The sequence below is a fragment of the Saccharopolyspora sp. NPDC002376 genome, from assembly GCF_053593195.1.
The window spans coordinates 1-15,689 of sequence record NZ_JBSFBZ010000033.1; the positions used below are offsets into that span (position 1 = coordinate 1).

The 15,689-nt window shown below is 69.7% G+C and carries 16 protein-coding genes and 2 pseudogenes; 11 read left to right on the top strand and 7 right to left on the bottom strand.

Features of this window, described 5'->3' with window-relative positions; genetic code table 11:
- Window positions 1-84: pseudogene (gene rph / locus ACWCO2_RS21745) on the top strand (ribonuclease PH); the annotation flags it as partial.
- Between the two features lie 29 nt (window positions 85-113).
- On the opposite strand, the gene ACWCO2_RS21750 reads toward rph, so the two are convergent.
- Window positions 114-572: a DUF3574 domain-containing protein gene (locus ACWCO2_RS21750; RefSeq protein WP_450129576.1), complete on the bottom strand. Its 459-nt coding sequence runs from the start codon at window positions 570-572 to the stop codon at window positions 114-116.
- A gap of 75 nt (window positions 573-647) precedes the next feature.
- Window positions 648-1,403 carry an alpha/beta fold hydrolase gene (locus ACWCO2_RS21755; RefSeq protein ID WP_450129577.1) on the bottom strand — a complete coding sequence of 252 codons (756 nt, stop codon included), beginning with the start codon at window positions 1,401-1,403 and terminating at the stop codon, window positions 648-650.
- Between the two features lie 228 nt (window positions 1,404-1,631).
- Here ACWCO2_RS21755 and lnt point away from each other — a divergent pair, with 228 nt between their 5' ends.
- Window positions 1,632-3,212, top strand: coding sequence for an apolipoprotein N-acyltransferase (gene lnt, locus ACWCO2_RS21760; RefSeq protein ID WP_450129578.1), 1,581 nt, complete (start codon window positions 1,632-1,634; stop codon window positions 3,210-3,212).
- Window positions 3,213-3,309: 97 nt separating this feature from the next.
- Window positions 3,310-4,095, top strand: a complete 786-nt coding sequence (locus ACWCO2_RS21765; protein ID WP_450129579.1) for a polyprenol monophosphomannose synthase — start codon at window positions 3,310-3,312, stop codon at window positions 4,093-4,095.
- 102 nt (window positions 4,096-4,197) lie between these two features.
- Here ACWCO2_RS21765 and ACWCO2_RS21770 read toward each other — a convergent pair whose 3' ends face one another.
- From ACWCO2_RS21770 to ACWCO2_RS21780, 3 genes are all read right to left on the bottom strand, one after another.
- Window positions 4,198-4,536 carry an RNA polymerase-binding protein RbpA gene (locus tag ACWCO2_RS21770; protein ID WP_450129580.1) on the bottom strand — a complete coding sequence of 113 codons (339 nt, stop codon included), beginning with the start codon at window positions 4,534-4,536 and terminating at the stop codon, window positions 4,198-4,200.
- Window positions 4,537-5,078: 542 nt separating this feature from the next.
- A complete protein-coding gene (locus tag ACWCO2_RS21775; RefSeq protein ID WP_450129581.1) occupies window positions 5,079-6,488 on the bottom strand; it encodes an MFS transporter in 1,410 nt (469 codons plus the stop codon).
- Between the two features lie 105 nt (window positions 6,489-6,593).
- Complete coding sequence (locus ACWCO2_RS21780; protein WP_450129582.1) at window positions 6,594-7,382, bottom strand: glycerophosphodiester phosphodiesterase; 789 nt, start codon at window positions 7,380-7,382, stop codon at window positions 6,594-6,596.
- A gap of 66 nt (window positions 7,383-7,448) precedes the next feature.
- On the opposite strand from ACWCO2_RS21780, the gene ACWCO2_RS21785 reads away from it, so the two are divergent.
- Window positions 7,449-7,805, top strand: a complete 357-nt coding sequence (locus ACWCO2_RS21785) for a hypothetical protein (protein WP_450129644.1) — start codon at window positions 7,449-7,451, stop codon at window positions 7,803-7,805.
- A gap of 225 nt (window positions 7,806-8,030) precedes the next feature.
- On the top strand, window positions 8,031-8,744 hold the full coding sequence (locus tag ACWCO2_RS21790; RefSeq protein ID WP_450129583.1) for a VOC family protein: 714 nt from the start codon (window positions 8,031-8,033) through the stop codon (window positions 8,742-8,744).
- Between the two features lie 27 nt (window positions 8,745-8,771).
- Here ACWCO2_RS21790 and ACWCO2_RS21795 read toward each other — a convergent pair whose 3' ends face one another.
- The gene (locus tag ACWCO2_RS21795) at window positions 8,772-9,326 is read right to left on the bottom strand and encodes a TetR/AcrR family transcriptional regulator C-terminal domain-containing protein (protein ID WP_450129584.1); all 555 of its coding nucleotides are present in this window, start codon (window positions 9,324-9,326) and stop codon (window positions 8,772-8,774) included.
- 101 nt (window positions 9,327-9,427) lie between these two features.
- On the opposite strand from ACWCO2_RS21795, the gene bioB reads away from it, so the two are divergent.
- The 5 genes from bioB to ACWCO2_RS21820 all read left to right on the top strand — a co-directional run bounded on the left by bioB (window position 9,428) and on the right by ACWCO2_RS21820 (window position 14,065).
- Window positions 9,428-10,495, top strand: coding sequence for a biotin synthase BioB (gene bioB / locus ACWCO2_RS21800; RefSeq protein WP_450129585.1), 1,068 nt, complete (start codon window positions 9,428-9,430; stop codon window positions 10,493-10,495).
- Window positions 10,496-10,544: 49 nt separating this feature from the next.
- Entirely contained in the window at window positions 10,545-11,804 is a 1,260-nt protein-coding gene (locus ACWCO2_RS21805; protein WP_450129586.1) for an adenosylmethionine--8-amino-7-oxononanoate transaminase, read from the top strand.
- The gene (locus ACWCO2_RS21810) at window positions 11,801-12,940 is read left to right on the top strand and encodes an 8-amino-7-oxononanoate synthase (protein WP_450129587.1); all 1,140 of its coding nucleotides are present in this window, start codon (window positions 11,801-11,803) and stop codon (window positions 12,938-12,940) included. The genes ACWCO2_RS21805 and ACWCO2_RS21810 overlap by 4 nt, the downstream gene beginning before the upstream one ends.
- Window positions 12,937-13,659 (top strand): dethiobiotin synthase, encoded by a 723-nt coding sequence (bioD, locus tag ACWCO2_RS21815; RefSeq protein ID WP_450129588.1) that lies wholly within the window; start codon window positions 12,937-12,939, stop codon window positions 13,657-13,659. Before ACWCO2_RS21810 ends, bioD begins: the two co-directional genes overlap by 4 nt.
- Window positions 13,660-13,732: 73 nt before the next feature.
- Entirely contained in the window at window positions 13,733-14,065 is a 333-nt protein-coding gene (locus ACWCO2_RS21820; protein WP_450129589.1) for a hypothetical protein, read from the top strand.
- A gap of 68 nt (window positions 14,066-14,133) precedes the next feature.
- On the opposite strand, the pseudogene ACWCO2_RS21825 reads toward ACWCO2_RS21820, so the two are convergent.
- Window positions 14,134-14,550: pseudogene (locus tag ACWCO2_RS21825) on the bottom strand (pyridoxamine 5'-phosphate oxidase family protein); the annotation flags it as partial.
- Between the two features lie 82 nt (window positions 14,551-14,632).
- On the opposite strand from ACWCO2_RS21825, the gene ACWCO2_RS21830 reads away from it, so the two are divergent.
- A complete protein-coding gene (locus tag ACWCO2_RS21830; RefSeq protein ID WP_450129590.1) occupies window positions 14,633-15,589 on the top strand; it encodes a cupin domain-containing protein in 957 nt (318 codons plus the stop codon).
- The last annotated feature ends 100 nt before the right edge of the window (window positions 15,590-15,689 follow it).

Sequence of the window (15,689 nt, forward strand, 5' to 3'; positions counted from 1 at the left end):
ATCGGCGGCCGCACCCACGAGATCAGCCGGTTGATCGGCCGCTCCCTGCGCGCCTGCATCGACATGGCCGCGCTGGGCGAGAACATGACCAAGCCCCGGGTGACGCGGCCGGGTCAGAAGTCGACTGCGGTCCGGTCGTCGATGCGCAGCACCGATTCCTGGGCGAAGCGCTGGGTGTATTCGGTGCGGATCTGCTCGATCTTCGGGTCGGTGTCCTGGTACTCGTTGACCGGGTAGAGCAGGACGAGCTCGAAGGAGCGCTCCTTCTCGATCACGCCGTTGGCGTCGCGGTACTGGCCGTAGCCGTCCTGGACCGTGAGCCCCGCCGGGAACCGCGGCGTGACGACTTCGTCGACGAAGGAGTGGAACTGCTCGTCGGTGACCGGCGCTCCACCGTCGGGACGCACGGTGCCGAACATCAGGCTGGTCTCGACGTACGGCGTGCCCCGCCCGCTCTGCACCGGTGCCTCGTCGCCGAACGCGGCGTAGGCGGCGGGCGCACCCGCTCCGATCAGGGCGGTGGCCAGAACTGCAGTGGTCAGCCGCCAGGACGGCGTGATCGTCTTCTTCACGACAGGAACAGTAGTTCCATCGCGGCGCAGCGGAGCCGACGTCTCACTGGCCGGTCGGCAGAGCTCCCGCGATCATCAGGTGTCGATGGTCGTGAGGAACTGCTCGATGCTGGTGGCCAGTGCGACCGGGGTTTCGTCGATCGCGTAGTGGCCGGCGTTGCTCAGGGTGTCCAGCGCGCAGTTCGGGTAGTGCTGTTGGAAGGTCGCCTGCATGGTCGCCGCGCCCAGCGCGGGGTCGTGCTCGCCGACGATCACCTTCACCGGCACCGGGTTGTCCTGGATCTCGGTGTGGAAGTCGGCCTTCGCCCACGCCGTCAGGTAGTCGCCGAACGCTTGGCGGTCGGAGTGCTCCAGGGAATGGCGCACGGTCGCGTCCAGCCACACACCGGTCAGCCGGTTGCCGGTGGTCAGGTCGATGATGGCGCGCCGGTTGCCGGTCTCCTCGACCGCGCCGGTGAACAGCGCCCAGCCCTGGTCGTCGAACGGGACGCCGCTGGCGGGCACCGGGGAGATCCCGACCATCGCACGCACCCGCTGCGGCGCATCGGCCAGCACTCGCTGCATCACCGCGCCGCCCATCGAATGGCCGATCAGCGAGAACCGGTCGAAGCCCAGCTCGTCGGCGAGCGCCAGGACGTCCCGCGCGGCTTCTTCGAGGGTGTGCGTGCCGGGCTCGTCGATGCGTTCGCCGTAGCCGCGGTAGTCCGGGAACACGTAGCGGAACCGGCTTCCGTCCAGGTGCGGGTGCAGCGGCCACCAAGCCGCGCCCGAACCGAACCAGCCGTGCAACGCGATGACCGGGTGCTGCCCAGCACCGATTTCCTCCGGCACGCGAGACCTCCTAGATCGACTCGCGCCCCAGCATGGCGGACCGGTCAACCCGGCGCACCGACCTCGATCCAGCACCACCTGATCAGCCGCCGCTTCGCCCAGGCCAGTTACGCCCCGCCCACTCGGCGTACATTTGTTTGGTGCGCACCGACCGCCCGCGCACGCTGACTCGCACAACGTTCGGCGTCCCGGCCCGGCCGGTACGGCAGCACCTAGAAGGTTGATCGTTTGGCTTCCCCCACGACTCGTGCGAAGCGCACCGCACGGCCGGATCGCAGCAGGACCACACGTCGATCGACCGGGCTGCTGCACTGCCTGCTGCGTGTGCTCGCGACCATCGCGGCCGGGTTCGCCCTCTACGCCGGGTCACCGCCGCGGGAGCTGTGGTGGCTGGCGCCTCTCGCGTTCGCCGTCTTCGCCGGGGTGGTCTACCAGCGCCGCGCCCGCGCCGGGTTCGGCTACGGCCTGCTGTTCGGGTTTGCTTTCCTGCTGCCGCTGCTGGGCTGGTTGCAGGACTTCCTCGGCACCGACTTCGGTCCGTGGCCGTGGGCTGGCGTGGCAGGGGTCGAGGCGCTGTTCATCGGACTCGCCGGTGCCGGGATGGCGCGGGTCAGCCGACTGCCCGGCGGACCGGTGTGGATGGCGGCGGTGTTCGTCACCTCCGAGATGGTGCGCTCCATCGTGCCGTTCGGCGGCTTCCCCTGGGGCCGGCTGGCCTTCACCCAGGACACCGGGCTGCTGCTGCCGCTGGCCGCGCTAGGGGGCAGCGCGCTGGTGTCGTTCGCGGTCGCGCTGATCGGCGGCGGCCTGGCGCAGTTGGTGCACCGGCGGCATGAGCCGCGCCGCTGGGCCGCGCCGCTGGCCGCGGTGCTCGTGCCGATCATCGGTGGCGTGGTGATGCTGCCGTTCATCGGCACCGACGCCAACGCCGGCACCGCGCGGGTCGCGCTCGTGCAGGGCAACGCGCCCGACATCGGGCTCGGACTGCTCTACGAGGACGGCACGCTGCACGACAACCACATCAGGGCCGCGCAGCAGCTCGTCGCCGACGTGCAGGCGGGACGGGTACCGCAGCCGGACTTCGTGGTGCTGCCCGAGCAGGTCGGCAGCTGGGGGCCCAGCCGGACCGACCCGAACCTGTCCGCAATCGCCGAGCAGCTCGGCGTCCCGCTGATCGTGGGCGGTATCGGCACCGACGCGGACGGCCAGCCGCGCAACCAGATCGTCCGGTGGGACCCGGCCACCGGTGCCGGCGACCGCTACGTCAAGCAGCACCTGGTGCCCTTCGCCGAGACGATCCCGATGCGCTCGGTGGCGCGCCTGGTCAGCCCGTTCGTGGACCGCTTCCCCAAGGACATGGTGCCCGGCGACCAGCCGGGTGTGCTCAAGGTCGGCGACATCCGGGTGGGCGTGGGCATCTGCTACGACGTCGCCTACGACGACGTGTTCACCGGCGCGGCCCAGCAGGGCGCCACCGTGCTCGCGGTGCCCACCAACAACGCCTGGTACGGCCACTCCGAGATGAGCTACCAGCAGCTCGCGATGGCCCGGCTGCGCGCCGTCGAGCACGGGCGCGCCGTCCTGGTGGCCTCGACCAGCGGGGTCAGCGCCGTCGTGCAGCCGGACGGGTCGGTCAGCGAGCAGACCCAGCAGTTCACCGCGCAGAATCTGATCGCCGAGGTGCCGCTGCGCTCGACGCAGACCGTGGCTACCACCCTGGGGTCCGCTCCGACGTGGGCGGCAGTGGTGCTGACGGTCGGCTCGCTGCTCTTCACCTGGTGGCGGCCCCGGCGCAGCGCGGACGACTGAGGGGTGGTTGCAGAATGACCACGCACTTCCCCAGCTGACCCCCGAAACAACACCCGAAACGCACGGCCGGTCCGCGCGACCGGCTAGGAGGACTTGGATGTCGACCCGGCGAACCCCTGACGGTGGTGCCGACGCGGTGCTGGTGGTGGTACCCACCTACAACGAGCGGAACAACCTGGAGCCGATCGTGCGACGGCTGTTCGCCGCAGTGCCCGCGGCGCACGTGCTGATCGTCGACGACGGCAGCCCGGACGGCACCGGCGAGATCGCCGACCGGCTGGCCACCGACGACGAGCGGGTGCAGGTGCTGCACCGCACCGAGAAGGCCGGGCTGGGCGCGGCCTACGTGGCCGGGTTCGACTGGGCGCTGGCCCGCGACTACGACGCGATCATCGAGATGGACGCGGACGGCTCGCACTCCCCGGAGGACCTGCCCCGGCTGATCGGCATGATCGGGCCGGACGGCACCGGAGCCGACGTGGTGCTGGGTTCCCGCTATGTGACCGGCGGGCAGACGGTGAACTGGCCCTGGTACCGGGCGCTGCTGTCCCGCGGCGCGAACACCTACTCGAAGCTGGCGCTGGGGGTGTCGATCAACGACATCACCTCAGGCTTCCGGGTGTACCGGCGCGAGGTGCTGGAAACGGTCCGGCTGCACAACGTCGCCTCGCAGGGCTACTGCTTCCAGGTGGACCTGGCGTGGCGCGCGGTCGAAGCCGGGTTCGTAGTGGTGGAAGCGCCGATCACCTTCGTGGAGCGCGAGAACGGCAACTCGAAGATGGACGCCGAAGTCGTCCGCGAAGCACTGGTCCGAGTCACCAAGTGGGGACTACGCCGCCGCGGCCACCAAGCAGCAGAGGTTCTCCGCTCACTACGGCGCTGAGGTTCGCTAGGCGCACCGCCACGCAAAACGCGTGGATAGAGTTTGAGAAGCACGTCAAAGCGCCTGGGAGCTGATCCCAGGCGCTTTTTCCGTGTGTTGCTCCTACTGGCCGCGGCGGGCGTGCAGCAGGTCCAGGCGCTCCTTGAGCAGCTCCTCGAGCTCCGGGATGGTGCGACGCTCCAGGAGCATGTCCCAGTGGGTGCGCGGCGGCTTGGCCTTCTTCTGCTCCGGCTCGTTGCCGTCGATGATCTTCGACTCGCTGCCGTGCAGACGGCACTCCCAAGTCGGCGGCACCTCGGCGTCGTCGGAGAACGGCACCTCGAACTCGTGGTTCTTGGGGCAGGCGTAGCGCACCGTCCGGCGCGGTGCGAGGTCGTGGTTGCGATCGGTCTCGTAGCTCACTGCTCCGAGCCGGCTGCCACGCAGAACGCGGTCGGCCATGACGGTTCCTTTCACTTCGGCCCGGGGCCGAGCCCGAGCGGTTGTGCTCACCGTGTGCAACGACGGGAGCCCCGCCGTCTGTTCCCGGTGTGATGCTTCTGGTTGCCGTCGGTGACGTTGTTCACCCGTCAACGACAGCCTTCTCCCTAGAGATGCAGTCGGTCCGCGTTCGTGACGCGTTATTCCACTGGCAAACTATAGGTGCGTTCGAACGGGTGATAGTGCCAGATGGTGAGTCACTATGGCTAAACCAGGTCCAGGGAAAACGTCGAGAGTGGGACATAGATCACGCCCCGGAAGGGCTAGATCAACGAAAAAGAAGTAACGGAATGTATCGGTACTGTGTGCACTTCTTTCACAACGCAGCGTACCGGCATATTCCGAACATGCCTTTCTTGCCCAGTCCACCCATCACCAGCTTGGAGCAACGGCCCTGGAATGGCAGAGCGAGTGCGGAGCGTCACCCTTCAGGCACAATCCGCAGCCACGGCCACATCCCGTTTCGGGTGGCGGCGACTCGCACCGCCACCCGGAACATCCGCTCAGAGCACCTTCGGCGCCGGGTTGCCGACCGCCTCGATGGCCCGGCGCACCGGCACCAAGGCGACCAGCACCAGGCCGAGGGCGAAGAACACCACCAGCGAGATGATGGCCAGCCGGAACGATCCGGTGGCCTGCCCGACCCCGGCGAACACCAGCGGGCCCATCCACGAGGTCGAGCGCTCCCCCACCTCGTACAGCGAGAAGTACTCGCCTTCCCGGCCGGGCGGCACCATCTGGCTGAACAACGACCGGGACAGCGCGTTCGTTCCGCCGAGCACCAGGCCGATGCCCACCGCCAGGCCGTAGAACTGGTTCGCCTGCCCGGCCTGCACGAAGTACGCCGCGATGACCACGACCAGCCAGATCGCCAGGCTGATCAGGATCGTCTTCTTGGCGCCGATGTACCTGGCCAGCCAGCCGTGCAGCATGCCACCGACGAAGGCGATGAACTGCACGATCAGCACGGTGACGATCAGCGCGTCCTGCGGCAGCTTCAGCTCCAGGTTGCCGTACTGCGGCGCGACCTGGACGACGGTGGCGATGCCGTCGGTGAAGATCCAGTAGGCGCCCAGGAACGCCAGGGTCAGCGGGTAGTGCTTGGCCTCCAGCAGGGTGTTCTTCAGCTGCTTGAAGCCCTCGAGGACCGTCGAGGTCGCACGCGGCGCGTCCTCCGCCGGCTCGCCGCCGTCGCGCAGCGCCGCCAGCGGCAGCAGCGTGAACACCGCCCACCACACGCCCGAGGACAGGAAGACCAGCCGCACCGCGCCGTCGGCGTCCAGGCCGACCGAGTCGTGGAAGAGGTAGATCACCAGGTGCAGGGCCAGCGCGACACCGGCGCCGAGGTATCCGAACGCCCAGCCCTTGCTGGAGACCATGTCCCGCTCATCGGCGTCGGCGATCTCCGGCAGGAACGAGTAGTAGACGACCACCGAGCCGCCGAAGCAGATGTTGGCGATGATGAACAGCACCACGCCCAGCTGCCAGTTCTCCCCGCCGACCAGCGCGAGCAGCGCCGTGGTCGCGGCGCCGCCGAAGGCCAGCACGCCCATCATCAGCCGCTTGCTGCGGGTCCGGTCCGCGATCGCTCCCGTGATCGGCAGGACCAGCACCTGCACGACGGTGGAGACCGACAGCAGGTAGCCCCACAGCGATCCCGCCGGGAAGCTCAGTCCGGCGATCGAGATGTCGCAGTCCACCAGGGCGTTGCCCGCCGGGCACGGGTTCGGACCGTTGCGGTTGGTGTCCACCTGGGCCGCCGCGGTGGCCACCGAAGTGAGGTAGAGCGAGAGGAAGACCGTCGAGACCGACGTCGGGAACACCGAGTTGGCCCAGTCGTACCAGCACCAGCCACGTTGCTCCCGACGCCGCTGCGCGGCGTCCGGTGCCACGTCGCTGCCCATCACGCTCATCCGTTCGGTCCTCCGAAGCCAACATCACTCGATTGGGGGTAACCGGACCTTACTGGCTCAGCCGAACACGGTGGAGGCCCAAGCGGGAACAATGCGTAGTTGTACTCACCTGCCGATCTCCGACCGCGGGTCGCCGAACCGCTCGCGCAGCACGTCGTTGAGCACATCGGGACGGTCCGTGACCAGCCCGTCCACCCCGATGCCGAGCAGCTGCCGCATCTCGGCGGGATCGTCGACGGTCCAGACGTGCACCTCGATCCCCCAGCGGTGCGCTTGACGAACGAACTTGCGGTCGATCACGCTCAGGCTGCCGAACTCCTGCGGCACCTGCGCCGCGCTTCCAACGACCAGCGAACGCAGCGGCCAACCGCCCCACTTCGAGCCGAGCCACAGCAGCCCTGCGGACCGCTTCCCAGTCGAGGTCAGCAGTCGCGGGCCGGCGGCACGTCGCAGTTGGGTCAACCGGTGCTCGGCGAAGGACGCCAGGCACACGCGGTCCCAGGCGTCGTGCTCACGCAGAGTGCGCAGCACCGGTTCGACCGCCGAGTCGTCCTTGACGTCGATGTTGAAGAACGTGTCCGGCAGCTCCTCCAGCGCCGCGTCCAGCGAGCACACCGGCTCCCGGCCGCCGATCCGCGCGGTGCGCACCGCCGACCACGGCAGCCGCCGGATGGTGCCGCGCCCGTCGGTGGTGCGCTCCAGCGTCTCGTCGTGGTTGACCACCACCACGCCGTCGGCAGTCGCGTGGACGTCGGTCTCGATGTAGTGGAAGCCCTCCTCGACGGCGCGGCGGAACGCGCTCAGCGAGTTCTCCAGGTCGTGCAGCTCCCCGAGATGCCATCCGCGGTGCGCGAACGCGCGGGGCCGGGGACCGAGTAGGAAAGGATGCGTCACATCGCACAACTCTGCCCGATCGGCGTGCCGCCATCGCGCAGGCGGGGCCCTTGACTAACGTGATCGATCGTGGATATCTCGGCCCAGCCCACCCGTCGGCAACGGCAAGTCCGGCATTGCGCCTGGTGCGGACGGCGCGTTCCGGAAGCCGGCAGGCAGGGACGTCCACGCATGTACTGCGCGCAGTCCTGCAGGCAGCGCGCCTACGAGCGCCGCACCGCGGTGCAGCGCGGCGGCCTGCCGGAGGACGCGGTGGTGCTCTCGGCCGCGGAGCTGGCCGACCTGCAGGACCGGTTGTTCCAGCTGCGCTGCGCGGCCGAGGACGTGGTGACCGCGGCGGACGACGCCGCTGATCACGGCGAGCTGCGCAAACTGGCGGCACAGGTGGTGGAGGTGGCCGTGGAGTTGGAGCGGCTGCGGTAAGGGCCTGTCGGCGAATGCCGTCCGTGCCTGTGGAGCCGCTTGCATCCGCCTACGCGGGTCGACCACCGGCGGGTTCCGAGTGGTTTCCTGGCGAGGACGGCCCCTCCGCCGTGTATTGGACATACATCAGGAGGGGCACCCGCAGTCCGGGGAAGCACTCAGATTCCGCTAAGCGACCACCCACCCAAACCATCCACCAACAGGCTCTGAGGCGAACGGAGGATTGTGCGGGACGTCGAAGGTGACCAGGATGAGCTGGTCCCCAGCGGTGACGAGGTGTCGATCGTGCCCGCACGACCCTTGGTCCGCGGCCTGCGCCGCGTCGACCTGATCAGCCCCGACCCGGTGGCCTCGGCGGTCCGCTGTCGGGCGCTGCTCGGCTGGATCCCGGAACCGACCGGTCGCGGCTTCGACTGCTGGGTGGGCAACCGCCGCTGCGCCAGGATCCGCAAGCCCCGTGCGGGCGAGCAGCCCGGCTGGCACCCGGTGTTCGCCGGGAAGGTCCAGAGCTGCGCGCTGACCGGACCGGACGACGCGATGGCACTGGTCGCCAAGGGCCGCGCCCAGCACGGTCCGTGGGCGCCGCCGCCCCGCCCGGGCGAGCCGCGCTGGATCGAGCTGGCCGCCAGCGATCCGGAACGCGCTGACGCGTTCTGGTCCGAGACCCTGAACTTGACGGTGCGTCCGGAACCGCACGGCGCGAACTACCTCGTCGCCGACCGCCCGCTGGCGTCCCGGACGGACCAGCTCAGCGCGGCGGGCTGGGGTTGGCTGTGCTTCTTCGCGGTGGACGACCTCGACGCGGCGGAAGCCCGGGTCAATGCGGTGGGCAGCAAGGTCGCCGACCGGATCGACCATCCGCTGCTGGGCGACGCACTGCTGGTCACCGATCTGAACGGGGCTATGTTCGGCCTGACCACCGGCGAGACCTGGAACTGACTTCGGCGTTCTGTCCTTGAAGCGGCGTCAGCTGTTGACTCTGGCGCGGAGCCCGTCGAGCACCAGCTCGAGGCCTCGCTCGAAGTCGGCCGGTCCCCCGGGCGTCCGGTCGATCGCTCCAGCGCTCGCCGCTTGCAGCGCCATCTGCTCCTCGGTGGTGTGGCCGAAGACGAGGTGCAGGAGCGCTCGGGTGCCGACGTCGACCACGTCGTCGGGCAGACCGCCGTCGCGCAACGCCTCCCTCAATCGGTCGGCAGGTTCACCAGCACCGAGCCCGAAGGTGTGCGCGGTGACGACCACCTCGGCGCCGTCGCGGTAGGCGAGCATCGCATCCCGCAGCTCCCGGCAGACCTCGACCACGCGCTCGTCCCACCGCACGGCCCGGCGGGGGCGGCGGCCCCGGGCCAGGATCTCGTCGGCGATCGCGGCCAGCAGCGTCTGCTTGTTCGGCACGTGGTGGTAGAGCGCGCTCGGTTGCACCCCGAGCTCGGTGGCCAGCCGGCGCATCGTCAGCGATTCCAGCCCGTACTCGTCGAGAACCGCGATCGCGCGGGCCACGACGTCGTTGCGGTGATAGCGCACGCAGAACCTCCCGTTGACCGGTCGCCCCACCCAGTCTAACCTGAACGCCGTTCAGGTGAACACTGTTCAGGTTGCTGTCCGACAGACACTGGGGAGAAGCGATGAGCGCCCACTTCGACCAGCTCGCCGATGCCGTCCTCGCCGGGGCACCGGCCACCCCCGAAGACGCCCTCTCGGTGCTGCGCGCAGACGACGCCGAGCTGATGTCAGTCGTCGCCGCGGCGGGTCGGCTGCGTCGTGCGCACTTCGGCAACACGGTGAAAGTGAACTACCTGGTGAACCTGAAATCCGGGCTCTGCCCGGAGAACTGCAACTACTGCTCGCAGGCGCTGGGGTCCAACGCCCCCATCCTCAAGTACTCGTGGCTGTCCGAGGCCGAAACCCTCGAGCAGGCCGGTGCCGGGATCGAGGGCGGCGCCAGTCGGGTGTGCCTGGTCTCCTCCGGCCGCGGGCCGTCCACGAGGGACATCGACAAGGTCACCGACGTGGTCGCAGCGCTCAAGGAGGAGCACCCCGGCGTCGAGGTGTGCGCCTGCCTGGGCCTGCTCAAGGACGGCCAGGCGCAGCGGCTCAAGGACGCCGGAGTGGACGCCTACAACCACAACATCAACACTGCCGAGAGCCACCACGACAACATCGTCCAGACGCACACCTACGCCGACCGGGTGGACACCGTGGAAAAGGCGAAAGGTGCCGGGATCTCCCCCTGCTCCGGACTGATCGCCGGCCTGGGCGAGACCGACGAGCAGCTCGTCGAGGCGCTGTTCGCGCTCCGGGCGCTGAACTCCGACTCGATCCCGGTCAACTTCCTGATGCCCTTCGACGGCACCCCGTTCGAGAACACCTGGGAGCTCTCCCCGACCCGCTGCGTGAAGATCCTGGCGATGGCGCGCTTCGTCTGCCCGGACAAGGAGATCCGGATCGCCGGTGGCCGCGAGATGCACCTGCGCTCGCTCCAGTCGATCGCGCTGCACGTCGCCAACTCGATCTTCCTCGGCGACTACCTCACCTCGGAAGGTCAGGCGGCTGCGGCGGACCTGGAGATGATCCGGGACAACGGCTTCGTCGTCCAAGGCTCCGAGGAACACCTGGCGCAGCAGGACGCGCGGCCGATCGACCCGGCGATCCGGCGTCGCGGTGCGGGCACCGACGTCCTCCCCAACGCCTGAGAACCCGCGGCGGCGCAAGCAACGACCACGATCAAAGGCAGGGCTTTCGATGATGCCGGGAGAACTGCTCGCCTTCGACCGCGAGCACCTGTGGCACCCGTACACCTCGATGATCGATCCGACACCGACGCGCCTGGTCACCGGTGCCTCGGGCAGCCGGATCACCGTCGACGGCGTTGGCGCGGTGGTCGACGGGATGGCGTCGTGGTGGTCGGCCATCCACGGCTACCGGCACCCGGTGCTCGACGACGCGGTGCGCCGCCAGCTCGACCAGATGTCGCACGTGATGTTCGGCGGGCTCACCCACGAGCCTGCGGTCGAGCTGGCCCGGCGGTTGATCGACCTCGCACCGGACGGCCTCGACCGCGTCTTCCTCGCCGACTCCGGATCGGTGAGCATCGAGGTGGCGATGAAGATGGCGCTGCAGTACCAGCGCGGTGCCGGGCGGCCGGGGCGAACCCGGTTCCTCACCGTCCGCGGCGGTTACCACGGCGACACCTTCGACTGCATGAGCGTGTGCGACCCCTACGGCGGCATGCACGCGATGTGGTCCGGCGTGCTGCCTGAGCAGGTGTTCGGCGAACGCCCGCCCCGCCACAGCGCCGATGTCGACGCGTGGGCCGCGGGTTTTCGCGCTCTCGCAGCCGAGCACGCGGACCGACTCGCCGGGCTGATCGTGGAGCCGCTGCTGCAAGGTGCCGGCGGTATGCACCCCTACCCCGCCGAATGCCTGACGGTGTTCCGCGAGGTCGCCGACGAATACGGGCTGGTCCTGGTTTTCGACGAGATCGCCACCGGTTTCGGCCGAACTGGCACCATGTTCGCCGCGGAGGCTGCCGACGTGACCCCGGACGTGCTGTGCGTCGGCAAAGCGCTCACGGGCGGCTACCTGTCGTTGGCCGCCGCGCTGTGCACGGCGAAGGTAGCCCGCAGCCTGTCCAGCAGCGATTCCGGCGTTCTCATGCACGGGCCCACCTTCATGGGCAACCCGCTGGCCTGCGCCGTCGCTTCGGCCAGCCTGGACTTGCTGAGCAGCAGCGACTGGGCTTCCGACGTGCAGCGGATCAACACCGGTTTGCAGGCGCTGCACGGGATCGACGCCGTCGATGTGCGCGTCCTCGGTGCAGTCGGGGTGGTGCAGCTCGACCACTCCGTCGACGTGGTCAAGGCGACCGAAGCGGGGCTGGCCGAAGGCGTGTGGCTGCGCCCGTTCCGGGATCTGATCTACACCATGCCGCCCTACGTGTGCACCGACGACGACATCGCCGCGATCTGCGCCGGGATCGCCGCCGCTGCGGAGGCCGGATGAGCATCTGGGCGGAGTGGTTCGCCGAGCAGCGGGCCGGACGCGAGGACGCCGGGTTGCAACGCGCGCTGCGACCTCGGGCAGCCGACGAGGACGTCATCGACCTCGCCAACAACGACTACCTGGGGTTGAGCTGCCACCCCGAGGTGCGCCGAGCGGCTGCCGACGCCGCGTTGCGCTGGGGAGCCGGGGCGGGCGCCTCCCGGCTGGTGACCGGTAGCACCACGCTGCACGCCGACTTGGAGCGCGAACTCGCCGAGTTCACCGATCACGAGGCGGCGCTGGTCTTTTCAACCGGCTACCAAGCGAACCTGTCCGCGGTGACCGCGCTGGCGGACAAGCAGTCGCTGATCGTCTCCGATGCCCATGCGCACGCTTCGCTGATCGACGCCGCGCGGCTGTCCCGAGCGGCGATCGAGGTGGTCCCGCACAACGACGTCGCCGCGGTCCGGGCCGCGTTGGCCGCAGCCGGTGGCCGACGAGCGCTCGTGCTGACCGAGTCGGTCTTCTCGGTGCTCGGCGATGCCGCCCCGCTCGCGGACCTGGCCGAGGTCTGCGCCGACCACGACGCGTTCCTCGTAGTCGACGAGGCGCACGGGCTAGGTGTGGTTGGCGACGGTGGCCGAGGATTGGTGCACGCCAACGGCATGGCCGGCAACCCGCACGTGGTCATGACCGCGACGCTGTCGAAATCGCTTGGGGCGATGGGTGGTGCGGTGCTCGGCTCCGCAGCGCTCGTCGACCACCTCGTCAACCGGGCCCGCCCGTTCATCTTCGACACCGGGCTGGCACCAGCGCCCACCGCTGCGGCGTTGACCGCTCTCAGCTGCCTGCGTCGGCAACCCACTCGCCCGTCGCGGATCCACCAGCGCGGCGGTGAGCTGGCCGACCGGCTCGGCGTGCCGCGGTCGGCGGGCGCCGTGCTCTCGGTGCCGATGCCGTCGCCGCAGGTCGCCATCGCGGCGCAGGCCGCGGCGCTCGCGGACGGGGTCCGGGTCGGGTGCTTCCGGCCGCCGTCGGTGCCCGACGGGATCTCCCGACTCCGGATTACCACGCACGTCGGCCTCGACGACGAGCGCTGGGAGCACGCGGTCGACGTGCTGGTCCACGTCGTCAAGGATCACCGGAGTTCGCCGTGATCATCGTTGTCACCGGCACCGATACCGGTGTGGGCAAGACCGTGACCACCGCGGCCCTCGCGGTCCGCTCCGGTCCGGGCACGATCGTGGTGAAGCCCGCGCAGACCGGCATCGGCACCGACGAGCCCGACATCCGCGCCGTGGCGCACCTGGCCGGTTGCGAGGTCACCGAGTTCACCGGCCTCGAAGACCCCCTCGCGCCCGACACGGCCGCCCGGTTGCGCGGCATCGAGATCCCGCCGATCAGCGCGCACGCCGCTCGCATCCGAGAACTGGCCCGGACCCACGACACCGTGATCGTGGAGGGCTCCGGCGGGCTGCTGGTCCGCCTCGACACCGAGGGCGCAACCCTGCTGGACCTCGCCGCAGACCTCGCCCGGGACCACCCGGTGCAGGTGTACGTGGTGACCCGAATCGGACTCGGCACCCTCAACCACACCGAACTGACGGTCAACGCCCTGCGCTCCCGAGGCCTGGAACCAACAGGGCTGGTGCTCGGCGCGGTCCCGGACGAGCTCGACCTGGCCGAGCGGTGCAACCGCACCGAGCTACCCCGCGTGACCGGAGTCCCGATCGTCGCAGCCCTCCCCCGCGGCACCGGCAACCTCACCCCGGCGAGCTTCCGCTCCCGGGCCAGCACTTGGCTGGCCGGCTCAGGAGTCGAACGGGGAGGGGATTTTGCCTTGTCGGCTGACCTGTTCGACGAGGCCTCGCAGTGAGGCGGAGTTCGGGTTCGGCGGCCTGCACGAGCAGTTCCGGGCGCGGACCACTCATCCGCGGCAGCACCAGGACATGCGCGTCGTGCTCGGCGGCCAGCTCGCGGACCTGGGCGAGCTCGCGGTGGTGCAGCGGTTCCTCCGGCAGCACCTCCAGCACAGGTCCAGCAGGCAGGTTCGCCCGAACCTCCGCGGCGGATGGGCGCATCCGGCGCAGCACACCGCTGGGGTCGCCGACACCCTGGACCGGCCCGGCGCCGTACGCGCCGGACTCGTCGCGCCAGGGAGCCTCGTTGCGGATCACCGCGACCAGGACGCCTTCGACGTCGCGCAGCTCGATCTCCTCGGCCGCGACGGGAAAAGCTTTGCCCCGACCTCACGGGTCGATTCGTGGCATCGCTTCCCCTAGCGGGTGTTCGGCATGACCGCTGGCGAGACCTGGGACTGAGCTCGTTCCAGTGCGAGAGGCTGCCAGTTCGCGAAGCGCTTCACGGACTCCGGGCGGATGACCAGGCGGACCTGATCTTCGGCCAGCATTCCGGCGAGTTCGGCGGCGCGGACCGGGTCGTCGAGGTCCCAGTAACGGGCAGCCAGTCGGGAGCACAGGTCATGCGCGCCGTCGGGTTCCACCGTGATGCGGCCGGCGACCGACAGCCAGCGCTCGCGCTCCCCCACCGGGGCGGCGACGACGATCGAGGCGCGGGGGTCGCGGCGCAGGCGCCGCACTTTGAGCGTGTCCGGTCCGGTGAACAGCTGGATCGTGCCCTCCGCAGTGGCCTCGAACCACACCGGACGGGGCTGCGGCGGAAGTGGCCCTCCGGCCACGGACAGGAACCCGTGCAGGGGGCGTCGGAGGAACTCGAGATCCTGGGCGGTCAGCGAACTGGTGGTCATGACGCCGATTGAACACGGCGAGCTCGGACGATCCCATGGGTGAGAAGCCGGATTGCCTGCGTGTTCGTCTAACTTCGGTGAGGTGGACGTGTTCGGTGACCTGATCCGCGGGGTGCGAGCCCACGGCTCGCTGTTCGGCAGCTCGACCCTGTCCCCACCCTGGGCGTTGCACTTCGTGGACGGCGCACCGCTGACGCTGTGCACCGTCCTCACCGGGGCGGGCTGGATCGTGCCGGAGCACGGCCCACCAGAGCTGCTCCGCACCCGCGAGACGATCGTCGTGCGCGGTCCTGCCACCTTCACCTTCGTCGACGAGGTCGGCACGCAAGCCGAACCGATCACGTGCGGTGAGCACTGCGCGACGCCTGACCAGGGCGGGACCCGGCACCGGCTCGGCTGGCGTGACAGCACCGGAGACGACCGCGATGCGACGACCCTGATCGTCGGCGCCTATCCGGTGCGCGGCGAGATCAGCCGCCGACTGCTCGACGCGCTGCCCGTCGTGCTGCGCGTGGGCGCCGGAGGCACGGCTGACGCCGTGCTGGACCACGTAGCCGCCGAGGTCGCCGTCGACACACCGGGCCAGCAGGTCGTACTCGACCGGCTGCTGGACTGGATGCTGGTCTGCACGCTGCGCGAGTGGTTCGACCGGCCCGGAGGTGAACCCCCGGCCTGGTGGGCCGCTCAGGGGGACCCAGTGATCGGCGCCGCGCTACGGCTGCTGCACGCCGAACCAGCGGCACCGTGGACGGTCGCCGCGCTGGCCGAGCGCACCGGGGTGTCGCGTTCGACGCTGGCCAAGCGGTTCACCGACCTGGTCGGCCAACCGCCGCTGACCTACCTCACCCACTGGCGCATGACGCTCGCAGCAGACCTGCTGGTCGAGCAAGAAGCCGCGACCGTCGCGCAGATCGCCCGCAGCGTGGGTTACGCGGACCCGTTCGGGTTCAGCGCAGCGTTCAAACGGGTCCGGGGCGTCAACCCGAGCGAGTTCCGGCGCGACCACGATTCCCGGCTGACCGAGCGCGACGACATTTAGCCCGGTCGACGAAGCGGGCTGAGCCGGTGGACTCCGGCGAATTCCGCCATCTGCGCGTGATCGCTTAAAGCTCAGGTCAACCCGGTGCCCGACGGGATCG